The organism is uncultured Pseudoxanthomonas sp. (assembly GCF_947498795.1).
Classification (GTDB): domain Bacteria; phylum Pseudomonadota; class Gammaproteobacteria; order Xanthomonadales; family Xanthomonadaceae; genus Pseudoxanthomonas_A.
The window spans coordinates 448,100-471,233 of sequence record NZ_CANMLQ010000001.1 but is presented as its reverse complement, the minus strand read 5'-3'; the positions used below and the strand labels follow the sequence as shown (position 1 = coordinate 471,233).

Here is a 23,134-nt window from a genome sequence, read left to right as displayed (position 1 = left end):
ACCGCTCCTGCTGCTGCCGTGATGCGCCCCACCCTAGCCCTGTGCCTGCTGCTGACGATGATGATCCCCACCACCATCGCCCGGAACACCGACATGCCACGTGCGGATGCGTCGACGGAGGCCCCGACCGCGATACCCCCACCCCCGGCGTGGCTGTCCGGGCTCGATGCGCTCTACGACGCGGAACTGCGCGTCGCCGGCCTGGAGGACCGCACGTTCAACGCTGAACACTGGTGGTCGGTCGCCACGCCGTTGCTGGCGCGTACGCACGGCTTCCACGTGGAAGAGATCGGCCGCAGCGTCGAGGACCGCCCCTTGCGCCATGTGCGCTGGGGCGACGGCAGGATCCCCGTGCTGCTGTGGTCGCAGATGCATGGCGACGAGAGTACGGCGTCGATGGCGCTGGCGGACCTGTTCCGCTTTCTCGGCGACCATCCCGACCATCCGCTGGTGAGGCAGCTGCGCGCGAACACCACGCTGCATGTCTTCCCCATCGTCAATCCCGACGGCGCGGCGCGCTTCCAGCGACGCAACGTGCAGGGGATCGACCTCAACCGCGATGCGCGCATGCTGGCGACGCCGGAAGCGCGCACGCTGAAGGCGTTGTACGACCGGGTGAAACCGATGTACGGCTTCAACCTGCACGACCAGCGCGTCGGCTACCGCGCCGGCGATTCCGATCGCGGCACCGCCATCGCGTTGCTGTCGCCGCCCTACAACCACGCCGCCGACGTCAACGATGTGCGCACGCGCGCCATCGAAGTGGCCGGCGTGATCCGCACGGCGTTGGAACCCTACCTGGCCGGCCACATCGCACGCTGGGACGAAACCTTCGACCCGCGCGCGTTCGGCGACCTCACCACGCAGTGGGGCGCCAGCACGGTGTTGATCGAAGCGGGCGGCATCGAGGGCGACGTGCAGAAGCAGCGTCTGCGCAAGCTCTACTTCCTCGGCCTGGTGGCCGCGCTGGACAGCATCGCGACCGGCAGCCACGTGGGCGTAACGCCTGCGCTCTATCGCGAACTGCCGGAGAACGGCGATGTGTGGCCCGATCTGCTGGTGCGTGGCGGCACGCTGTCGGTGCCGGGGCGTCCGCCGACGAAGGCCGACCTGCTGGTCAATTTCCGCAATCCGCTGATGGAGACCGACGGCGCCATCGCCGATATCGGCGACCTCGGCACCAAGAAGGCACGCCGCACCCTGGACGCACGCGACCTGTTCATCGTGCCGATCCCGGGACATGCGGGCGAACGCACGGTGATCGAAGCGAACGACGACGGCGACAACGACGAACCGCGCTCGCCCCTGCCGCTCACGCCGGGCGCCAGCGCGCGCTTCGTACTGAGCCGCGATCCGCAGGGCCGTGACGTAGTGTGGACGCTCGACGGAAGTGTGGACCCGGCGACACCCGCGCCACCGGCGCGCTGACCGTCAGCTGCCGACCTCGGGCCCGCGCTGCAGCGCGCGCCTCACTTCCTCCAGCGCATTGGGATCGTCCAGCGTGGAGAGATCGCCGGGATCCGCGCCCTGCGCCAGCGCCTGCAGCGAGCGCCGCAGCAGTTTGCCCGAGCGCGTCTTCGGCAACGCATTGACGATGTAGACGCGTGCCGGCCGCGCGACCGCGCCCAGGCTCTGCTCTACCGTGCGCCGCATGCCATCGGCGGCCTGCACGCGTTCATGCGGCTCGTCGGTGGCCTGGCGTAGCGTCGCGAACACCACCGGCACCTGGCCCTTCAGTTCGTCGGCCACCCCGATCACGGCAGCCTCCGCCACGGCAGGGAAGCCGGACACGGATTCCTCGATCTCGCGCGTGCCCAGGCGATGGCCGGCGACGTTGATGACGTCATCGGTGCGGCCGAGGATGAAGGTATAGCCGTCCTCGTCGCGGATCGCCCAGTCCAGCGAGCTGTACAGCAGTTCCTTGAAGTGGCTGAAGTAGCTGGAGAGAAAGCGCGCGTCGTCGTTCCAGATCGTCGTCATGCACCCGGGCGGCAACGGCGGCTGCATGACCAGCACGCCCTTCTTGCCAGGCCCGACTTCCTCGCCGGTGCTTTCGTCGATCACCTTCATCCTGTAACCGAGGTTCGGGAACCCGGGCGAACCGAACCGCACGGGCTTCATGTCCAGGCCCGGTAGCAGCGTCAGCGCGGGCCACCCGGTCTCGGTCTGCCAGTAGTTGTCGATCACCGGCTTGCCGATCGCATCGGTGATCCAGTGCGCCGTCGGCTCGTCGAGCGGCTCGCCCGCGAGGAACAGGTACTTCAGCTCGGACAGGTCGTGGCGCTTGATGAAATCGATGTCGTGCTTCTTCAGCACGCGCACTGCCGTCGGCGACGAGAACATGGTGCGCACGCCATATTGTTCGCACAGCGCCCACCAGATGCCGGCATCGGGCGTGATCGGCAGCCCTTCGTAGAGCACCGAAGTCGCGCCCACGATCAGCGGGCCATACACGTTGTAGGAATGCCCCACCGCCCAACCGACATCGGATGTGGAGAACATCACCTGCCCCGGCCCCACGTCGAACACCGTGCGCATGGACAGCGCGAGGGCGACCGCATACCCGCCGACATCGCGTTGCACGCCCTTCGGCTTGCCGGTGGTGCCGGAGGTGTAGAGCAGGTAGCTGGGCTCGTTCGATTCCAGCCATTCGACCGGCACCTCGGCATCGCCGACGGCGGCGCGCAACGTGGCGTAGTCCTCATCGCGGCCGGCGACCTTCGGCTCGGCCGCATCCAGGCCGCGCGACACGATCAGCACCTTGGCCGGCGGCGTGTTCGCCTTCGCGCATGCCTCGTCGACCAGCGGCTTGTAGGGAATGACCTTGCCGCCACGGCTGCCCGCATCGGCGGCGATCAACAGCTTCGGTTGCGCGTCGTCGATGCGCAGGGCCAGGTTGTGCGCGGCGAAGCCGCCGAACACCACCGAATGCACGGCACCGATGCGCGCGCAGGCCAGCATCGCGAACACGGCTTCGGCCATGTTCGGCATGTAGATGACCACGCGATCGCCACGGCCGACATCGAGCCGCTTGAGCACGGCGGCGAAGGCGTTCACTTCGCGGTACAGCTCTCGGTAGCTGATTTCGCGGGTGACATCGGTTTCGGTGGACACCGCCACCAGCGCCAGTTGGTCGCCGCGCCCGGCGACATGGCGATCCACCGCGTTGTAGCAGAGGTTGGTCTGGCCGCCGACGAACCAGCGACGGAATGGCGGCTGCGAATACTCCAGCACCTGCCGAGGCGGCACGTGCCAATGGATGGCCTTCGCTTCGTCACCCCAGAAGGCCTCGGGCTGCTCGATCGAGCGCCGATACACGTCTTCGTATGCCATGCGAACCTCCCCGGATCCTACACCGGGATCAGCATAGACCCGCCCCGCCGCCGCCACCTTCCTACCTTGGTCGCATGGGACATTCCGTCGCACCCAAAAGAAAAACGCCGGGCATGGGCCCGGCGTTTCCCCTGAAGCCACAGCGACGGGGCATTACTTCCGCGTCGCGGGCTCAGGCTTCACGTAACGGTCGAACCAGGCCAGCATCTCGGCGATGAAATGCTCGTTCGATTCCTGCGCCGTGTACCAGTGAGGCTCGAACGGCAGCATCACCAGCCGAGTCGTGCCGCCCGTGCCGCGGATGGCCTGGAACAACCGCGGCGACTGCAGCGATTCGGTGCCCGGGTTGGCGTCGTCGCTGCCATGCACGATCAGCAGCGGTTCGTTGACCTTGTCGGCGTGGAAGAACGTCGAGGCCTGGTCGTACACCTTCGGTGCCGCCCAGAACGAGCGGCGTTCGTTCTGGAAGCCGAACGGGGTCAGCGTCTTGTTGTAGCCGCCGCTGGAGGCCACGCCGGCACGGAACATGTCCGAGTGCGCCAGCAGGTTGGCCGCCATCAGCGCGCCGTGACTGTGTCCGGTGACGCCGATGCGGCCGCGGTCGACCACGCCGAGTTCGACCGCCTTGTCGACCGCAGCTTCCGCGTTCGCGACCAGCTGCTCCAGGTAGGTGTCGTAGGCCGTCTTCGGGTCGCCGACGATCGGGAACGACGCGTTGTCGATGATCGCGTAGCCGGCGAGCAGCAACAGGCGGTAGTTCGACAGGCGCGTGAAGGTCTGCTCCGAACCGCTTACCTGACCGGCCTTCGACGGGTCCGCATAGTCCATCGGGTAGGCATACAGGATCGCCGGCACGCGCGTGCCTTCCTGGTACCCCGGCGGCGTGTAAAGGGTGAAGGACAAGTCCACGCCGTCCTTGCGCTTGTAGGTCACCAGCCGCTTCTTGATGTCCCGCACCTGCGGCGTGGGGTCCGGGAATCGGGTCAGCGGCATCGGCTCGGAGCGTACGGCTGCTTCCGCCGGCGCCGCGCCTTCGATGGCGTCCGCGAGGATGCGGCGCTGCAGGTTCGGCGGATCCTTCGGCGACTGGTGCCAGGTGAGCAGGCGACGGGTGTCGTCGCCCTCGAAGCCGACGAAGACCTCGTACGCGGTCGCATCGCTGCGGAACAGGCGCCGCGTGCTGCCGTCGTCGATCGTGTAGCGATCGAGGAACGGCCGGTTGCCCTGCGGCGTCGCGCCCATGCCACTGAGGAACAGAGCGCCGTCCTCTTCACGCAGCACCCAGGCGCCGTTCGCGAGTCGCTGCAACTCCGGGTTGCCGGGGTCGGCATACAACTCGTCGCTGGACAGATCCCACAGCACGCGTGCCGGCACGCGCTTGTCCACGTCCACCAGCGTCGTCGTCTGCCAGCTCCGGTTCGCGTCGTACTCGTAGGTCAGCGCGCGACCGCCTTCGCGGAACCACGAAAGACCGGCGTAACGCTGCTTCAGTCGCGCGATCTCCTTCGGCTTGCCGGTGAATGGCGCCGCCAGCATCAGCAGGCGATCACGGGCCGGCACGTCGTTCTTCCAGTCGCCGCCGTCGAGCGCTTCGGCCCATACCAGCGTCGCCGGTTGATTGGCGCGCCAGGCGTGGCTGCGTGGACCGGTGGGAACGCCGCGCACGGGGACACGGTCGGCGACCGGTAGCTTCGCCAGCGGCGTCACGCGACCATTATTCAAATCGAGTACACCCAGGTCCTTGGCAAAGCGCTGCCAGGTGGTGACGTAGGAGTACGGACGCGCCAGCACTTCCACCAGCACGTGGCGCCCATCCGGCGCCGCGTCGACGGTGCCGTACACAGCCTTGGCGCCCACAGGCGTCACGGTGCCGCTGTCGGCATCGACCACCGCCAGCTGCGACGTGGCGTAGTAGTCGAACAGCGTCTCGTCCTCGGGACCGGACAAGGTATCGCGCGCTTCGTACGTACTGCTCTCGCCCTTGCCGGCGATCGCTTCCTTGATCTCCGGCCCAGGAGGGACCGCGGAGCGCACCGGCGCGGCGCCGATGTCGGTGGGCACCCGCTTCACGAGCATCGAGGGCTTGTCGCCCAGCCATTGCACCGCACCACCCAGGATCGTGTTGAGCTTCACGCCCTCCACGCGACGCACCTGGCCGTCAGCAGCGCGGCCGACCCACAACTCCACGCCTGAGTCGGTGGTGTTGTCGAAGGAGAACCGGGTGCCGTCCGGCGACCACGACGGGTTGCCCGGGCAGGCGCCCGCAGGCAGCGCGACGGCAGTTTCCTTGCCACTGGCCAGCTCCAGCACGCTGAAGCTCTCCAGGCAGGTCCGGATGCCGTAGCCATTGGAACGATCGTGGCGGCTGTGGTTGCGCGGCTCCACTCGGACGCCGGCGAGCTTGAGATAGGGTTCGGCGACACGGGCAATCGGCGGATACTGCGACTGCCGGATCAGGATCGCGCGCGTACCCGTGGGGTCCAGCGACGGCGATGGATTGAGCGGGGCGCGAAACACCTGCAGGAGTGGTTCCGGCGGCTGCAGGTAGCGCGCCTCCTGCGCCACCGCCAATGACGGCATCGCCAGGGCCAATCCCACCGCCAGCAATATCCTTCCTTTCCGCATCACCCACCCCCTTTGAGGAAAACCAGAAAGTAACACGACAAAAAAAGGGGCGGCTCGCGCCACCCCTTTTCTCCATCGCGTGCGACATGCCCGCTATCAGAGCAGGTGTGCCACGCCGCTGCGCTCTTCTTCCAGCTCGGCCAGCGTCTTGTCGATGGCCTTCTGGCTGAAATCGTCGACCGGCAGGTCCTTGATCATCGTGTACTCGCCGTTCTCGGTGGTGACGGCGAAGCCGAACATCACGCCTTCCGGGATGCCGTAGCTGCCGTCGGACGGAATGCCCATCGTCACCCACTTGCCGTTGCTGCCCAGCACCCAGTCGCGCACGTGGTCGATGGCGGCGTTGGCGGCCGAAGCGGCCGACGACAGGCCGCGCGCTTCGATGATCGCGGCGCCGCGCTTGCCAACCTGCGGGATGAAGGTGTTCGCGTTCCAGTCGGCGTCGTTGATCTTGTCCTTCAGCGACTGGCCGTTGACCGTGGCGAAGCGGTAGTCGGGGTACATGGTCGGGCTGTGGTTGCCCCACACGACCAGCTTGTCGATGTCGCCCACAGCCACGCCGGCCTTGTTGGCGAGCTGCGACAGCGCGCGGTTGTGGTCCAGGCGCAGCATGGCGGTGAAGTTCTTCGACGGCAGGTCCGGCGCGGACTTCATCGCGATGTAGGCGTTGGTGTTGGCCGGGTTGCCGACCACCAGCACCTTGACGTTGCGGCTGGCGACCTTGTTCAGCGCGGCGCCCTGGGCGGTGAAGATCTTGGCGTTCTCCAGCAGCAGGTCCTTGCGCTCCATGCCCGGGCCGCGCGGACGCGCGCCGACCAGCAGGGCCACGTCGACGTCCTTGAACGCGACTTCCGGATCGTCGGTGCCGACGACGCCGGCCAGCAACGGGAACGCGCAGTCTTCGAGCTCCATGATCACGCCCTTCAGCGCGGCCTGGGCCTTCTCCAGCGGCAGCTCCAGCAGCTGCAGGATGACCGGCTGGTCCTTGCCCAGCATTTCGCCGGAAGCGATGCGGAACAGCAGCGCGTAGCCGATCTGGCCAGCAGCGCCGGTGACGGCAACACGGACGGGGGTTTTCATGGTGCGGTTCCTCGGGGTTTCGTAGGGTGGGCGTCGGCCCACCGCGTGGGGAAAGAGTGGGCCTGCGCCCACGCAACGGTTACTTCAGTTCGGCAAAGAATTCCTGGAAGCGCTGCAGGCCCGGCGCGAGTTGCGGCGTCGGGCAGGTGTAGCTGATGCGCAGCGCGCGCGGCTCGCCGAACGCCGAGCCCGGCACGCAGGCCACGCCCTTCGCTTCGAGCAGCGCATTGCAGAAGTCGACGTCGTCCTCGATCTTCACGCCGTCATGCGACTTGCCGAAGGCGCAGCTGATGTCGGGGAATACGTAGAACGCACCCTGCGGACGCGGACACACCACGCCCGGGATGGCTTCCATCGCGGCCAGCACCTGGTCGCGCTTGGCCTGGAATTCGGCGTTCTTCGCCACGGGCACGTCCTGCGGGCCGGTCAGCGCGGCGATGGCCGCGGCGGTGACGACTTCCGGCACGTTGGTGATGTGGTTGGAATTCATCGTGGTCAGCGCCTTGGCGACCACCTCGGGACCGGCCATGAAGCCCACGCGCCAGCCCGGCATGCCATAAGTCTTGGACAGCGAATCGACGAAGACCGTGCGATCGCGCAGCTCCGGCCGCGCCTGCACGAAGTTCGTGTAGGCCAGGCCGTCGAACAGCATGCGGTTGTAGATGTCGTCGGTGACGATCCAGGTCTCCGGATGCTTCACCAGCACGTCGGCCAGCGCGGCGACTTCCTCGCGCGTGTAGACCATGCCCGTCGGATTGGACGGGTTGTTGAACAGGAACACCTTGGGCGTGTGGATCGTCAGCGCTTCGTCGAGCTGCGCGGGTGTCAGCTTGTAGTCCTGGCTGGCCGGGCACGGCAGCGGCACCGCCTTCGCGTTGACGATGTCGGCGATGTCGGCGTAGGTCGTCCAGTACGGCGACGGATAGACGATGGTGTCGCCCTCGTCCAGCAGCGACTCGGCCAGGTTGTAGAGGATGTGCTTGGCGCCGATGCCGGTGGACACGTTGGCGCGCGTGTAGCCAGTCAGGCCCAGCGCTTCGATGTGCCGCAGGAACGCATCGAGCAGCGCGTCGGTGCCGCGGTTGCTGCCGTACTGGCCGGAGTCCTTCGCCAGCGCGTCGCGCGCAGCTTGGTAGACGTGGTCGCCGGGCAGGAAATTGGGAACGCCGATCGAAAAGCTGATGATGTCGCGGCCTTCGGCCTTCAGCTTCTTGGCCTTTTCGGCCACCGCCATGATCGCACTTGGCTTGGCGCGACCGATGCGCCGGGCAAGCAGGGGCATTGCACAACCTCGCGTGGAAACGGTTAGGGAGCGTCGCCGCCGTCTTTTTTGCGGCGCAAAATGGTATCACGCCACCCCGCCGAGACCGACTAGCCCATGGTCTACCCCGGCCCGCGCGGCGGGGCGCGGTTACTGGTAATCCACCACGTCGCCCAGGTCGTAGTTCTCGTCGAAATACGCTTGCCACTGCGCATACGCCGCGCGCAGGCAGGCGGGGGTATCGCAGGCGTCCAACTGGCGGGTGGCGGCCTGGACCGTGCGGTCGCCGTCGGGATAGCGATCCGCCAGTTCCTTGAACTGCTTTCGCATCCCGACATCCAGCGCGCCGAACTCCTCGTGCCCGCAGACCAAGGTGGCGCGGATGCTGCCCGCCGGGGCATCGGTTTCGCATACCGTCGCGGGATCCGGCGTCCGGGCCGCGGCCACGGCAGCAGCAAGCTCGCTGCGGTCGCGTTCGGTCAGCCGGCGCACGAAGCCCAGCTCGTCGGTCTGGCCGGCACCCCAGGTGATGCGCAGGGTGAAGCCGTTTCCACTCTGGTCCTGCAGTTTGCGCAGGGTCACCGTCTCGCTGGGCCCGGTATCGGAGGTCAGGTGCAGGGCCAGCGTGCCATTGTCGAGGTCGACGTCCTCCACCTTGCCATCCAGCCAGGCGCCGTCACGCACGACCTGCAGACCCGCGTCGGGCTGCCAGGCAATGGCGTAGAGGGTCTCGGCGTCGTCGCCTTCGCTGTGATTCGTGCTCCACAGGCCTTCCAGACTCTGCTGGAAGTGCTCCGCCGGCGCCTCCACGGCGGTCGCTGCGACGGGATCCGGTGGGGTGTTCGCGCCTTTGTTGCACGCGCCCAGCGCCAGGGCGGCGGCCAGCAACAGGGCCGCGCGCAACGCGCGCCGGCAATGATCCTTCATGGTGGTGCTCCACAAAAAGAAAGGGCCGGTACGATGACCGGCCCTTCCATTCGATCACGCCGACAGGATGCGGTTCCACTCCGCCACGCGGTCGGCCTTGGCGGCCAGCGCCGCGTCGGCGTCTCCGCTGATGGTCACCTTGGTGATCAGGTCACCCTGCTTCACCGCGTCGACCACATCCAGGCCTTCGGTGACCTTGCCGAACACGGTGTGCTTGCCGTCCAGCCACGGCGTGGGCACGTGGGTGATGAAGAACTGGCTGCCGTTGGTGCTGGGGCCGGCATTGGCCATGGACAGCACGCCACGCTCATGGCGGACGCCGTTGGTGGTTTCGTCCTCGAAGCGGTAACCCGGGCCGCCCCGGCCCGAGCCTTCCGGACAGCCGCCCTGGATCATGAAATCGGGGATCACGCGGTGGAAGTTCAATCCGTCGTAGAAGCCGCGCTTGGCCAGGTTGACGAAGTTGGCCACCGTCAGCGGGGCCTTGTCGGGGTACAGCTCGATCGTGATCGGGCCGCGCGAAGTGTCGAAGGTGGCAGTCAGCTGACTCATGGAACGGTTCTCCAGGGGTAAAAGAGGGAACGGCGGGACATCGGCGGCTCTCTCCCCTGCCCCGCCCTGGCGGCGGGGCAAGAAGGAAAGCATCCGTCCCGCCACCCGGCCACTGATGGCCGGGACTGCGATGCGCAAGCCGGACCCGTCACGCAGGTCCTGCACCGTTGCCAGATCACGGCGCCGTCAGGGGATTTCAAGGGCGGGCCCCGTGCGGCGGCATCCATTCAGGCGTTTTTCGATAAATCAGGTGCTTAGCGCACCATAGCCCGCTATAATACGCCGCTTCTTTCCGCCCACGTCCTCGCGCCTGCCCCGTCGAAGGGGTATCCGGGTGCGCTTTTCCGATCCCAGAATCCATGTCCATCGAAAACCTCCGCAATATCGCGATCGTCGCGCACGTCGACCATGGCAAGACCACCCTCGTCGACCAGCTGCTGAAGCAGTCCGGCACCCTCTCCGAGCGCACCGTGCTGGCCGAGCGCGTGATGGACAGCAACGACCAGGAAAAGGAACGTGGCATCACGATCCTGGCGAAGAACACCGCCATCACCTGGAACGGCAACCGCATCAACATCGTCGACACCCCCGGCCACGCCGACTTCGGCGGTGAAGTAGAGCGCGTGCTGTCGATGGTCGACACCGTGCTGATCCTGGTGGACGCGATGGACGGCCCGATGCCGCAGACGCGCTTCGTCACCCAGAAGGCGTTCGCGATGGGCTTCAAGCCGATCGTGGTGATCAACAAGGTCGACCGCCCCGGCTCGCGTCCGGAGTGGGTCGTGGAGCAGGTGTGGGACCTGTTCGACCGCCTGGGTGCCACGCCCGAGCAGATGGATTTCCCGATCGTCTACGCCTCTGCCCTGAACGGATATGCCGGCCTCGAGGACACGGTGCGCGGCGGCGACATGACGCCGCTGTACGAAGCGATCATGAAGCACGCGCCGAAGCCGGAAGTCGATCCGGAAGGCGCCTTCCAGATGCGCATCAGCCAGCTGGACTACAACAACTTCGTCGGCGTGATCGGCATCGGCCGCATCCAGCGCGGCACGCTGAAGAAGAACATGCCGGTCGCCGTGATCGACCGTGAAGGCAAGAAGCGCCAGGGGAAGGTGCTGCAGGTGCTGGGCTTCCTGGGCCTGGAGCGCATCGAGCAGGACAGCGCCGAAGCCGGCGACATCGTCGCCATCTCCGGCATCCAGGACCTGACGATCTCCGACACCGTCTGCGCGCTGGACACCCCGGAAGCGCTCCCGGCGCTGACGGTCGATGAGCCGACGATCTCGATGACCTTCCAGGTCAACAATTCGCCGTTCGCCGGCCACAAGGACCTGTCGGGTGGCAAGTTCCTGACCAGCCGCCAGCTGAAGGAGCGCCTGGAACGCGAGACCGTGCACAACGTCGCGCTGAAGGTCGAGCAGCTGGAAGACGCGGACAAGTTCCTGGTCTCCGGCCGTGGCGAACTGCACCTGTCGGTGCTGATCGAGAACATGCGTCGCGAGGGCTATGAACTGGCCGTGTCGCGTCCGGAAGTGATCATCAAGGAAATCGACGGCCAGCTGATGGAGCCGATCGAGCAGCTCGTCGTCGACGTGGAAGAGAACCACCAGGGCGGCGTGATGGAGAAGCTCGGCGTCCGCAAGGGCCAGCTGAAGAACATGGAGCCGGATGGCAAGGGCCGCGTGCGCCTGGACTACCAGATCCCGGCGCGTGGCCTGATCGGTTTCCAGAACGAATTCAAGACGCTGACCCAGGGCTCGGGCCTGCTGTTCCACGTGTTCGACCATTACGGCCCGAAGGAACAGGGCGCCATCGCCAAGCGCCTCAACGGCGTGATGATCGCCAATGCGCCGGGCGCCACGCCGGCCTACTCGCTCGGCCCGCTGCAGGAGCGCGGCAAGCTGTTCGCCGCCGAGGGCGACAACGTGTACGAAGGCCAGCTGATCGGCATCCACTCCAAGGACAACGACCTGACCGTCAACGCGATCAAGACCAAGCCGCTGACCAACATGCGCGCTTCGGGCAAGGATGATGCCATCCAGCTGACCCCGGCGATCAAGTTCTCGCTGGAGCAGGCGCTGGACTTCATCGACGACGATGAGCTGGTCGAGATCACGCCGAAGGAAATCCGCCTGCGCAAGAAGTTCCTGACCGAGAGCGACCGCAAGCGCGCTTCCCGCGCGGCCTGACCGCCGCGCCGCGCCTTGGACGACACCGCCTACAACCCGGACCCCAAGGCGCACCCTGGGCTGCACGCCATCGCCCTGTTCGAGGGCGCCAAGGGCGTGCTCGCCCTCGCCTTCGCCGGCGGCTTGCTGGCGCTGGGCCCGGATCGCCTGCGCGAGAGCGTGCAGGCGATCGTCACCCGCATCATCCCCGATGCCGGTCCCGGCGTGGTGAGCGAATGGATGGCGCGGATCAATCCGGAATCCATCCACGTCACCGTGCTGATCATCGCGCTCTACGCCGGCATGCGCCTGCTGGAGGGCTGGGGCCTGTGGCGTGCCCGCGCCTGGGCGTCGTGGCTGGGCTGCATCGGGTCCGCCGCCTACCTGCCGCTGGACGTCTATGCGCTGTACCACCATCCGGGCTGGCACACCTGGGCGCTCCTGATCGTGAACCTGGTGATCGTGTGGGTGCTGTGGCGGGACATCCGTCGCCGCAAGGTGATTTGACGGGCGGGGCGGCCGCTGCGTAGCCTGCGCGGCAACCCTGCCAAGATGCCCGCATGCGTCGATTCCTGCTGCCGCTCGGCCTGATGGTGCTCGCCCTGGCTGCCTGCCAGCCGGCGACGACGCCCGATGCGACGGCGCCCGCCGCACCGACCGATTTCCTTTATGCCGAGCTCGACATCGCCGACCTGCAGTCCCGCATGCAGTCCGGTGAACTCGACAGCCGTCGCCTGACGCAGGCGTACCTGGACCGGATCGCCGCCGTCGACAAGGCGGGGCCTCAGCTGAATGCGGTCATCGAACTGAACCCCGATGCGCTGAAAGAGGCCGCGCTGCGCGACGTGGAACGCCGTGCCAATGCCGTTCGCGGCCCGCTGCACGGCATCCCGGTCCTGTTGAAGGACAACATCGATGCGGTGCCGATGGCGACGTCGGCCGGTTCCCTGGCGCTCAAGGATTTCCGGCCGGCTAGGGATGCCTTCCTGGTCCGGCGCCTGCGCGAAGCGGGTGCCGTCATCCTCGGCAAGGCCAACCTCAGCGAGTGGGCGAACTTCCGCTCATCGCACTCCACCTCGGGCTGGAGCGGCCGTGGCGGGCAGACGCGCAATCCCTATGCACTTGACCGCAATCCGTGCGGATCGAGTTCGGGCAGCGCGGTCGCGGTGTCGGCCAACCTCGTCGCGGTCAGTGTGGGCACCGAGACCGACGGCAGCATCGTCTGCCCTGCCGCGATCAACGGTGTGGTGGGACTGAAGCCGACCGTCGGCCTGGTCAGCCGGCAGGGCATCCTGCCCATCTCGCACAGCCAGGACACCGCCGGCCCCATCGCACGCAATGTGTCGGATGCGGCCTTGCTGCTGGCCGCCCTGGCCGGTCGGGACACCGCGGATGCGGCGACCACCCAGGCCGCCTGGAACACGACCCTCGACTTCAGTGCGCGACTCAAACCCGGCGCACTGAAAGGTGCGCGCATCGGCGTGCTGCGCAGCAAGGCGGCTATCCATCCCGACGCCGCCGCCGCGCTGGACATCGCCATCCAGGTGATGCGGGAGGCAGGCGCGACCGTCGTCGATGCGGAGATTCCCACCGACGGCCAATGGAATGCCGACGAACTCGAGCTGCTGCTGTACGAGTTCAAGCACGGCGTGGAGCGTTATCTCACCGAGCGCCAAGCCCCGCTGACCACGCTGACCCAGTTGATCGGCTACAACGAACGTTACCGCGTCTCCGAAATGCCGTACTTCGGCCAGGAACTGTTCGAGCAGGCGAATGCCAAGGGCGGACTCGGCGAAGCCGCCTACATCACCGCGCGCAGCCGGGCGCGCCGGCTGGCCGGACCTGAGGGCATCGATGCCGCGCTCAAGGCGCAGCAACTCGACGCACTGATCGCGCCCACGACGGGCCCCGCCTGGCTGACCGACCACAAGACCGGCGATCATTTTCCCGGCGCCGGTTACAGCGCAGCGGCCGTGGCGGGGTATCCCAGCCTCACCGTCCCGATGGGTCACAGCGATGGCCTGCCCCTAGGACTGGTGTTCATGGGAACCGCCTGGAGCGAAGCGCGGCTGATCGCACTGGGCTACGACTACGAACAGCGCACCCGCGCACGCAAGCCCCCCGAGTACTGGCCGACGCTGTCGGCGCGCATGCCGCTGCGCTGAGCGCCGCGAAAGTGTGAGCCGTTTGCGGTGCGGAGATGCTTGCAGCGGTAGCGGGATCATGGCGTCATAGCCCCACGGCAGCAGCGGGGGGTCTATCGCGTGGAATCTGGCGCGGACCGGGCATCGGAACTGCGGGCGTTCAGCGGGTCGGGCGCCGCTGCCCGGCTGCGGCAGCGCAACCTCGATTCGCTGGCATGGGGCATCCTTGTCATCGCATGCCTGCTGTCGCTGTGGTCCGGTGCCACCCAGTGGCGACAGGCGCAGGAACACGCCCGCGCGCAGTTCGAGGCGCGCGCCGACGCGATCGCCACCGCGATCTCGGCCAACATGAATGCGTACGAAGACACCGTGCGTGCCGCCGCCGCCGTGCTGGAAGGCCGGCAGGACATCGAACGCGACAGCTTCTACGTATTCGTTGAAAAACTGCAGATGCCGACGCGCCAGGCGGCCGTGCATGGACTCGGGTTCGCGCGTCGCGTGACGCACGCCGAACGCGATGCATACGTCACGACCCAGCGCGCTCGGTACGGCGATGCGTTCGCCATCCACCCTGGGGGCGATCGCAGCGAATACGTGGTGATCGACGTACTCTATCCCGATGTACCGGGCATGCGTCCCCTGCTCGGCCGCGACGTGATGGCCGAAGCCGTGCGCGCGCAGGCCATCGCGTCGGCGCGCGACAGTGGCGAGCTGGCCGCCGCGCCGCTGGTCGCGCTGGGGGATGCCACCAAGGGCAGTACCGGCCTGGCGGGCTTCCTGCTGTACGCGCCGGTGTACGCCGACCCCGTCGCCGCACGCGCCAGCGTGGAGGCACGACGGCGCCTGCTGCGTGGCTTCGCCACCGCCGGCTTCGGTTGGCAACGGGTCGTGGAAGACGCCGTCGGTCGCTCCGGCGGCGACGAGTTCGACCTGCAGTTGCTCGCCCGCGATCACGGTGGCGAGCCGATCTACCAGACACGGGCGTTGCACGACCGCTACCGGGGCGACTGGCAGCCGGCCTTCACCGCTCAGCGCGAACTGCGGCTGCTGGGCAGCGAGTGGCGGCTGGTACTGCAGTCGCCACCGTTGCGCGACGCATTGCCCGGCCTGGCGTCGATCGTGCTGCTGACCGTGTGTGGGATCGGCCTGGGGCTGCTACTATTCCTGCTGTTGCAGAACCTGGCGCGGACGGAGCGGCGCAGCCGCGCCCTGCTGGATGCGGTTGCGGACCACCTTCCCGCGCTGATCGCGTATATCGATGGGGATGGCCGCTACGGCTTCGCCAATCGCGCATGCCGCGCATGGTCCGGCACGCCGACGGATTGGAGCGACAGGCACGTGGACGACGTCCATGCGGACGCTCCCGACTTCCTCGCCTCGCTCAGGCGCGCCATGCAGGACTGCACGCCGGACCATTGGACGACCTGGGAAGGCGAGTTGGGCCGGCCGGCGCGACCGGTTCATCTCTATCTGGTCCCCGACGTGGAGCCCGGCCGCAGGATCGCCGGCTGGTACCTGATGGGGAACGACGTCGGTGAACAGCGGCGCGCGCACCGCGAGTTGGCGATGGCGCGCGACCACCTCAAGCGCGTCACCGATCGCCTGCCCGCACTGATTGCCCAATTCGATGCAGCGCACCGTCTGGTTTTCCACAACCGCGCCTTCGCCGACCAGGTCCAGTGGCGCAGCCCCCCCAGGATCGGCACCCACATGCGCGATCTCTTCGGCGAGGACGCCTACCTGCGCCGCATGCCGCAGATCGATGCCGCACTGTCCGGGCGCGATGGCGAGTTCGAAAGCAGCTTCGCCACTGCCGACGGCACCCGGAGCATGCACAGCTTCTATACGCCCGATGTCGACGACACCGGCAAGGTCTGCGGCTTCTTCGTCATGTCCATCGACATCACGGAGAAGGCCCGCCTGGAACACGCGCTGCACGACGCCAACGAACTGGCCGAGGTGACGCTGACGTCGATCAGCGAAGCGGTGATCACCGTCGATATCGAAAGCCGCGTCACCTACATGAACCCCGCCGCGGAAGCGCTGTGCGGCTGGGGACTGGACCAGGCATTGGGGCACCCCCTGGACCAGGTCGCTTCGCTGGTCCGCATCGATACGCAGCCGAATGTCGAGGAACCCCACACCATGGGGCAGCCGGGCGACCTGCAGTTGCTGCGCCGCGACGGCAGCCGCATGCTGGTCGAACGTTCGCTGTCGGCCATCCATGACCGCGACGAGCGCATGGTGGGCACCGTCATGGTGTTGCGCGACATCACCGAATCCCGCGCACTCAGCTCGCGCATGACCTTCCTCGCCCACCACGATGTCCTGACCGGGCTGCCGAACCGGCTGCAACTCAACGAGCGGTTGGGCCAGGCGATCACGCACGCGACCAACCATGGCAACGGCATCGCGGTACTGTTCCTGGACCTCGACCTCTTCAAGCACGTCAACGATGCCCTCGGCCACCACACCGGCGATGAACTGCTTCAGCAGGTCGCGCGACGCCTGCAGCGCAACATCGGCAATCTCGGCACCGTGTACCGCACGGGAGGCGACGAGTTCGTGGTGCTGCTGCCGAATGTAGTGACGCGCGACAGCGTGCTGCAGATCGCCGACCGTCTTCTCGCCCTCAGCGGAACGCCCTACACGGTGGCCTCGCACGAACTGCACCAGGCGTTCAGCATCGGCATCAGCCTGTTCCCGGAAGACGGCTACGACGCGGCGACGCTCATGATGCGTGCCGATGCGGCCATGTACCTGGCCAAGCGAAATGGCCGCAACGCCACGCGTTTCTACACGCGCGAGCTGGCATCCAGCGTGGACGCCCGCATCGAACTGGAGAACAGCCTGCGGCGAAGCCTGCGCAACGGCGATCTTTCCCTCCATTACCAGCCGCAGGTCGATCGCCTCACCGGTCGCATCGTCGGGGTCGAGGGCCTCGCACGCTGGCAGCGCGGCGAACGCCTGATGATGCCGGGCGAGTTCCTCCCGATCGCCGAGGAAACCAACCTGATCGTCGACATCGACCAGTGGGCGATCCGCGCCGCGTGCCGGCAGAACCGGATCTGGCAGCAGGCCGGCCTGCCGCCGATCCGCGTGTCGGTCAACATCGCCGCCGCCAACTTCGACACCGACGACCTGGTGGATACGGTGGTCGAGGCGCTGAAGGACAGCGGACTGGCCGCCGAGTTCCTCGAACTAGAAGTCACCGAAACCACGCTGATGCGCGACGTGCAACGCACCGATCGCACCTTGCGCGCACTGAAGGCCCTGGGCGTGCGCATCGCCATCGACGATTTCGGCACCGGCTTCTCGAGCCTCAGCTACCTGGGCAATTACGGATTCAACGTACTGAAGATCGACCAGTCGTTCGTACGCGATGTATCCGAACCGAACCAGGCCGCCATCACCCGCGCCATCATCAGCCTGGCAGCGCAACTGCAGTGCCGCACGATCGCCGAAGGCGTGGAAACGCCGGCGCAGGCCGCGTGGCTGGCCGCCAACGGCTGCGACGAACTACAGGGCAACTACTTCAGCAAGCCGCTGCCGGCCGCCGAATTCGCGAAACTCTATGCCCGTGCCACCACCTGGCATATCCCCCAGCTCGCCCCCAGCGCCGATACGCACTGGTCCTGACGGCGGCGCCCGGGATCAGCGCGCCGACGGGGCTGCCAGCTGGTTCTGCTTGCGCACGATGCACATCGCGATCTCGAGCGACTGCTCGTAGTTGAGGCGCGGATCGACCGTCGAGCGGTAGGCACGCTCCAGGTCCGCATCTGTCAGCTCCCGCGCCCCGCCGGTGCATTCGGTGACGTCTTCACCCGTCAACTCGAGGTGCACGCCACCCAGCCGCGTCCCGGCCGCCGCATGCAGGTCGAACGACTGCTCGACCTCGTTGCGCACGTTGTCGAAGCGGCGCGTCTTGAACCCGTTGCTCGTGCTTTCCGTATTGCCGTGCATCGGGTCGCAGACCCACAGCACGCGACGGCCATCGCGGCGTACCGCGTCCAGCAACGGCGGCAGCTTGCCGGCGATCTGCGCGGCACCCATGCGATGGATGAACGTCAGGCGACCCGCTTCGTCTTCGGGATTCAGCACATCGATCAGGCGCAGCAACTGGTCCGGCGTCACCGACGGCCCCACCTTGATCGCGATGGGATTGCGCACGCCGCGCAGGTATTCCACGTGCGCACCATCGACCGCTGCGGTGCGCATGCCGATCCATGGATAGTGCGTGCTGAGGTTGAACCAGCCCCACTGGCGCGGCACCTCGCGGGTGAGCGCTTCCTCGTAAGGCAGCAGCAGTGCTTCGTGCGAGGTGTAGAAGTCGATCCGGTTGAGGTTGTGCACTTCGGAACCGGACAAGGTCTCCATGAACCTCACCGCGTCGCCGATCGAGGCGACCATCTGCTGGTACTCGGCCGCCAGTGGCGAATAGCCGACCCAGTTGAGGTTCCAGTACTCCGGATGGTGCAGGTCGGCGAAGCCGCCATCGATCAGTGCACGCACGAAGTTCATCGTCATCGCCGAGCGCGCGTGCGCCTTGATCATGCGACGCGGGTCCGGCACGCGCGCTTCCGCCGTGAAGTCCGGCGCATTGACCACGTCGCCGCGATAGCTGGGCAACGTCACGCCATCGCGCGTCTCCATGTCCGCTGACCGCGGCTTGGCATACTGTCCCGCAAACCGGCCCACCCGCACCACCGGCAGCCGCAGGCCATGCACGAGCACCAGGCTCATCTGCAGCAGCACCTTGAGCCGGTTCGAGATAAGCCCGGATTCGCAGTCGCTGAAGTTCTCCGCGCAGTCGCCACCCTGCAACAGGAAGCGCTTGCCTTCCTGCGCCTCGGCAAGCTGCTTCTTGAGCGCGAAGATCTCCCACGATGTCACCAGCGGCGGCAGTTGGCGCAACTCGCCCAGCGCCGACTCGAGCGCCGCGGCATCGGGATAGATCGGCATCTGCATCGCCGTCCTTTCCCGCCAGCTGCCCGGCGCCCAGTGGGGCGGGAGAGTGACGGCGCGAAGGTTGCGGTCGGACGGATTCATGGCGGACTCCTGGGGGCCCACCATCGTGCCAGATTGGTGCGCCGCGTCAAATCAGCGGAAGGTCGAGGTCCTGCGCGCGCGAAAGCCGATCCAGAGCGCCCAGATGGCCAGCGCCCCGAACCACACAAGGCTCCACATCGGCATCGTGAGGCCCAGGAAACTCCAGTCGATGGTGCTGCAGTCGCCCTTGGCGGCGAGCACCTTCTGCAGGACGCCCAGCCAGGTATTGTTCTCGATCATGTAATCCCAGCCAGGGCCACAACTCGGCATCAGCGGCGGGTATAGCTGGACCCAGACATGACGCCCCGCGATGCCGATGCCCGCGGCGGCTCCCAGGAAGGCGAGCGCGCCGTACATGCGCCGGCCCCCGGGCTTGCGCGGCCCCTGCAACGCGCCAAGCAGGAACAACACGCCGGTCGCGGCGAACGCCAGCCGCTGGAAGATGCAGAAAGGACAGGGTTCCAACTGGTGCACGAACTGCACGTACAGCGCATAGCCAAGCAGGCCCGCGCATATGGCGAAACCCAGGAAGCACTGCGCACGGAAACTCCAGCGGAGAGGATTCATCGGCACCCAGGACGTGAGGTCTGTCCGCATTATCCACGCCGATCGGCCGTGACGTCACCCCGCGGCGATCTGACGCATCGGGACAGCCCCTCCGCACGCCGGAAAACAAAAACCCCGGCCGGGGCCGGGGTTTCGGGTATCGCGAGGGGCGAGGCTTACTCGGCCGCCGCTTCCGGACGGTCCACCAGCTCGACGTACGCCATCGGGGCGTTGTCGCCGGCGCGGAAGCCGCACTTCAGGATGCGCAGGTAGCCACCCGGACGCGACTGGTAGCGCGGGCCGAGCGTGGTGAACAGCGTACCGACGGCTTCCTTGTCGCGCAGGCGCGAGAACGCGAGACGACGATTGGCGACGCCATCGATCTTGCCGAGGGTGATCAGCGGTTCTGCGACACGGCGCAGTTCCTTGGCCTTCGGCAGGGTGGTCTTGATCAGGCCGTGCTTGATGAGCGAGGCGGCCATGTTGCGGAACATCGCTTCGCGATGGGCGCTGGTGCGGCTGAACTTGCGGCCGGCTTTCTGGTGGCGCATGGGTTGGATTCCTAAAGAAGAGTGGGACGTTGGACTTCGCTGTCGCCATCCAGGCGTTGCAACTGTGGACTGCGGGTGGTCCTAACCGGCCATCCTTGACCGGAGCGCCGCGGGCCTTCAGGTCCGTCGACGTGGTGTTGCAACGGAACTCCCGCGCGGACGCGGGAGCTCCGGGTTACATCATCAGCCGAGCATGCCGTGCTGGGCGACACCGGCCGGCGGCCAGTTTTCCAGCTTCATGCCCAGGGACAGGCCGCGCTGCGCCAAAACTTCCTTGATCTCGGTCAGCGACTTCTTGCCGAGGTTCGGGGTCTTGAGCAGTTCGACTTCCGTCTTCTGGATCAGGTCGCCGATGTAGTAGATGCTCTCGGCCTTCAGGCAGTTGGCCGAACGCACGGTCAGCTCCAGGTCGTCGATCGGGCGCAGCAGCACCGGATCCACGCCGCTGGCAGCCTGCTTCGGCGCGCCGCGATCGCGGTGCGTGAAGTCACCGAACACCGACAGCTGGTCGCTGAGGATGTCGGCGGCGGTGCGCACGGCTTCCTCGGCATCGATCGTGCCGTTGGTTTCGATATCCAGGACCAGCTTGTCCAGGTCGGTGCGCTGCTCGACGCGCGCGGCTTCCACCGCGTACGCGACGCGACGGACCGGCGAGAACGAGGCGTCCAGCACCAGGCGACCGATCGCACGGGTTTCTTCATCCGGACGACGACGGGCAGCGGCCGGCTGGTAGCCGAAACCACGCTCGATCTTCAGGCGCATGTTCAGCGCAGTGTCCTTGGTCAGGTTGCAGATGACCAGTTCCGGATTCAGGATCTCGACGTTGTGGTCGGTCTTGATGTCGCCGGCGGTCACCACGCCCGGGCCCTGCTTGGCCAGGCTCAGCGTGGAGGAGTCGCCGCTATGGATGCGGATGGCCACATCCTTCAGGTTCAACAGCACTTCCAGCACGTCTTCCTGCATGCCTTCGATGGTGCTGTATTCGTGCAGCACGCCATCGATCTCGACTTCGGTGATCGCGAAGCCGGGGATCGACGACAGCAGCACGCGGCGCAACGCATTGCCGAGCGTATGGCCATAACCACGCTCCAGCGGTTCGATGACCACTTTCGCGCGATTGCCGGTCAGGCGCTCGATCTGCGGGCCGCGGGGGCGCAGCACTTGCTGAGTAATACCCGTCATGTTGCTTTGTCTCCTGCGGTCCCCCGGTCGCCCGGGGGTGCGTGAATGAATTACTTCGAGTACAACTCGACGATCAGCGCTTCGTTGATGTCGGCGGGCAGGTCCGAACGGGCCGGAACCGCCTTGAACACGCCGCTGAACTTCTTCGCATCGACTTCAACCCACGACGGGTTCAGGTCGAGCTGCTCGGCGACCGTCAACGACTCCTGCACGCGGAGCTGCTTCTGGGCCTTCTCCGACAGCGCGATCGCGTCGCCAGCCTTGACCTGGTAGGACGGCAGGTTGACCGGCTTGCCGTTGACCAGTACGCCACGGTGCGAGACCAGCTGGCGGGCGGCCGGACGGGTCACGGCGAAGCCCATGCGGTAGATGACGTTGTCGAGGCGGGTTTCCAGCAACTGCAACAGGTTCTCGCCGGTGTTGCCCTTCTTGGTCGAGGCCTTCTTGTAGTAGTTGCGGAACTGGCGCTCCAGCAGGCCATAGATACGCTTGACCTTCTGCTTCTCGCGCAGCTGGGTGGCGTAGTCGGACAGCTTGCCCTTGCGGGCGGTGGCGCCGTGCTGGCCGGGCTTCTGCTCCAGCTTGCACTTCGAGTCCAGCGCACGGGCCGGGCTCTTGAGCGACAGGTCGGCGCCTTCACGGCGCGCGAGCTTACAGGTAGGACCGATATAACGAGCCATTTCTTATCGCCCCCTTAGACGCGACGCTTTTTCGGCGGACGGCACCCGTTGTGCGGGATCGGCGTCACGTCGATGATGTTGGTGATCTTGTAGCCCACGTTGTTCAACGAACGCACGGCCGACTCGCGACCCGGACCCGGGCCCTTGATGCGGACTTCCAGCGACTTCACGCCGTAGTCCAGAGCTGCACGGCCTGCCTTTTCGGCAGCGACCTGCGCCGCGAACGGCGTGGACTTGCGGGAACCGCGGAAACCGGCACCACCCGAGGTCGCCCAGGAAAGCGCATTGCCCTGGCGGTCGGTGATGGTGACGATGGTGTTGTTGAAAGAAGCGTGGACGTGGGCGACGCCATCGGTGATGACGCGCTTGATCTTCTTCTTGACTTTGGCAGCAGCTGGCTTGGCCATGGTGGTCGCCCCTTACTTCTTGATGGCTTTGCGCGGACCCTTGCGGGTACGGGCATTGGTGCGGGTGCGCTGGCCACGCAGCGGCAGGCCGCGACGGTGGCGCAGACCGCGATAGCAACCCAGGTCCATCAGGCGCTTGATCGCGATGCCGACTTCACGGCGCAGGTCGCCCTCGACCACGTACTTGCCGACTTCGGCGCGCAGGCGCTCGACTTCCGGCTCGGACAGGTCGCGGATCTTGGTGGTCGAGACGACGCCGGCGGCTTCGCAGACCTTCTTGGAACGGGTACGGCCAATGCCGTAGATGCTTTGCAAACCGACCCAGACATGCTTCTGGGCAGGCAGGTTGACACCTGCAATACGCGCCATGACGCGGTTCTCCAACTGTGAGTATTGGCCCGTGTACGGTCATCCCGGGCGGGATTCGCGCAGACAGGCGGAGTGAACTGGAAATTCTAACAAGATCCGGTGTTTGCGGGAAGCCCGGGCCGGCAACGCCGACTTCGGACCGGCATGGGGAGTGTGCCCATGCTCCGGCGCCGGAACCTGCCTGGTGCAGGTCGGGGGTTTCCCCCTGCCCTACCCGCCCGCGCTACTCTGGCGCAGGGACTGGCCGGTTCGCACCCCCG

Annotated in this window: 18 protein-coding genes; 5 read left to right on the top strand and 13 right to left on the bottom strand. The window is 66.7% G+C overall.

All coding sequences use genetic code 11. The annotated features are described in order from the left end of the window. Positions 1-21 precede the first annotated feature (21 nt). Complete coding sequence (locus Q0907_RS02245) at positions 22-1,428, top strand: M14 family zinc carboxypeptidase (RefSeq protein WP_299341054.1); 1,407 nt, start codon at positions 22-24, stop codon at positions 1,426-1,428. Positions 1,429-1,431: 3 nt separating this feature from the next. On the opposite strand, the gene prpE is transcribed toward Q0907_RS02245, so the two are convergent. The 6 genes from prpE to Q0907_RS02215 all read right to left on the bottom strand — a co-directional run bounded on the left by prpE (position 1,432) and on the right by Q0907_RS02215 (position 9,778). Further along, positions 1,432-3,333, bottom strand: a complete 1,902-nt coding sequence (gene prpE, locus Q0907_RS02240; RefSeq protein ID WP_299341052.1) for a propionate--CoA ligase — start codon at positions 3,331-3,333, stop codon at positions 1,432-1,434. Positions 3,334-3,486: 153 nt separating this feature from the next. Further along, positions 3,487-5,913: a prolyl oligopeptidase family serine peptidase gene (locus Q0907_RS02235; protein ID WP_299342598.1), complete on the bottom strand. Its 2,427-nt coding sequence runs from the start codon at positions 5,911-5,913 to the stop codon at positions 3,487-3,489. A gap of 141 nt (positions 5,914-6,054) precedes the next feature. Next, the gene (locus Q0907_RS02230; RefSeq protein WP_093487338.1) at positions 6,055-7,038 is read right to left on the bottom strand and encodes a malate dehydrogenase; all 984 of its coding nucleotides are present in this window, start codon (positions 7,036-7,038) and stop codon (positions 6,055-6,057) included. A gap of 79 nt (positions 7,039-7,117) precedes the next feature. After that, positions 7,118-8,320 carry a pyridoxal phosphate-dependent aminotransferase gene (locus Q0907_RS02225; protein WP_299341046.1) on the bottom strand — a complete coding sequence of 401 codons (1,203 nt, stop codon included), beginning with the start codon at positions 8,318-8,320 and terminating at the stop codon, positions 7,118-7,120. A gap of 129 nt (positions 8,321-8,449) precedes the next feature. Beyond that, positions 8,450-9,226, bottom strand: a complete 777-nt coding sequence (locus Q0907_RS02220; RefSeq protein WP_299341044.1) for a hypothetical protein — start codon at positions 9,224-9,226, stop codon at positions 8,450-8,452. Between the two features lie 54 nt (positions 9,227-9,280). Continuing rightward, positions 9,281-9,778: a peptidylprolyl isomerase gene (locus tag Q0907_RS02215; protein WP_296279036.1), complete on the bottom strand. Its 498-nt coding sequence runs from the start codon at positions 9,776-9,778 to the stop codon at positions 9,281-9,283. Between the two features lie 359 nt (positions 9,779-10,137). Between Q0907_RS02215 and typA the strand changes: the two genes are divergently transcribed. The 4 genes from typA to Q0907_RS02195 all read left to right on the top strand — a co-directional run bounded on the left by typA (position 10,138) and on the right by Q0907_RS02195 (position 17,729). Then, a complete protein-coding gene (gene typA, locus Q0907_RS02210; protein WP_299341041.1) occupies positions 10,138-11,967 on the top strand; it encodes a translational GTPase TypA in 1,830 nt (609 codons plus the stop codon). Positions 11,968-11,982: 15 nt separating this feature from the next. Further along, positions 11,983-12,453 (top strand): DUF2127 domain-containing protein, encoded by a 471-nt coding sequence (locus tag Q0907_RS02205; protein ID WP_299341038.1) that lies wholly within the window; start codon positions 11,983-11,985, stop codon positions 12,451-12,453. A gap of 53 nt (positions 12,454-12,506) precedes the next feature. Beyond that, entirely contained in the window at positions 12,507-14,111 is a 1,605-nt protein-coding gene (locus Q0907_RS02200) for an amidase (RefSeq protein WP_299341036.1), read from the top strand. 99 nt (positions 14,112-14,210) lie between these two features. Further along, positions 14,211-17,729, top strand: coding sequence for an EAL domain-containing protein (locus Q0907_RS02195; protein ID WP_299341033.1), 3,519 nt, complete (start codon positions 14,211-14,213; stop codon positions 17,727-17,729). Between the two features lie 15 nt (positions 17,730-17,744). On the opposite strand, the gene Q0907_RS02190 is transcribed toward Q0907_RS02195, so the two are convergent. The 7 genes from Q0907_RS02190 to rpsM form a co-directional block, all read right to left on the bottom strand. Beyond that, positions 17,745-19,139: a 3-deoxy-7-phosphoheptulonate synthase class II gene (locus Q0907_RS02190; protein ID WP_299341031.1), complete on the bottom strand. Its 1,395-nt coding sequence runs from the start codon at positions 19,137-19,139 to the stop codon at positions 17,745-17,747. Between the two features lie 51 nt (positions 19,140-19,190). Continuing rightward, positions 19,191-19,706 (bottom strand): disulfide bond formation protein B, encoded by a 516-nt coding sequence (locus tag Q0907_RS02185; protein WP_299341029.1) that lies wholly within the window; start codon positions 19,704-19,706, stop codon positions 19,191-19,193. Between the two features lie 155 nt (positions 19,707-19,861). Next, on the bottom strand, positions 19,862-20,236 hold the full coding sequence (gene rplQ, locus Q0907_RS02180; protein ID WP_296279029.1) for a 50S ribosomal protein L17: 375 nt from the start codon (positions 20,234-20,236) through the stop codon (positions 19,862-19,864). 183 nt (positions 20,237-20,419) lie between these two features. Continuing rightward, positions 20,420-21,418, bottom strand: coding sequence for a DNA-directed RNA polymerase subunit alpha (gene rpoA / locus Q0907_RS02175; RefSeq protein WP_056878832.1), 999 nt, complete (start codon positions 21,416-21,418; stop codon positions 20,420-20,422). Positions 21,419-21,468: 50 nt separating this feature from the next. Next, complete coding sequence (rpsD, locus tag Q0907_RS02170) at positions 21,469-22,098, bottom strand: 30S ribosomal protein S4 (protein WP_055941309.1); 630 nt, start codon at positions 22,096-22,098, stop codon at positions 21,469-21,471. 14 nt (positions 22,099-22,112) lie between these two features. Continuing rightward, on the bottom strand, positions 22,113-22,505 hold the full coding sequence (gene rpsK, locus Q0907_RS02165) for a 30S ribosomal protein S11 (RefSeq protein ID WP_055941307.1): 393 nt from the start codon (positions 22,503-22,505) through the stop codon (positions 22,113-22,115). A 12-nt stretch (positions 22,506-22,517) separates the two neighbouring features. After that, the gene (gene rpsM, locus Q0907_RS02160) at positions 22,518-22,874 is read right to left on the bottom strand and encodes a 30S ribosomal protein S13 (protein WP_056878872.1); all 357 of its coding nucleotides are present in this window, start codon (positions 22,872-22,874) and stop codon (positions 22,518-22,520) included. Positions 22,875-23,134: the final 260 nt, after the last annotated feature.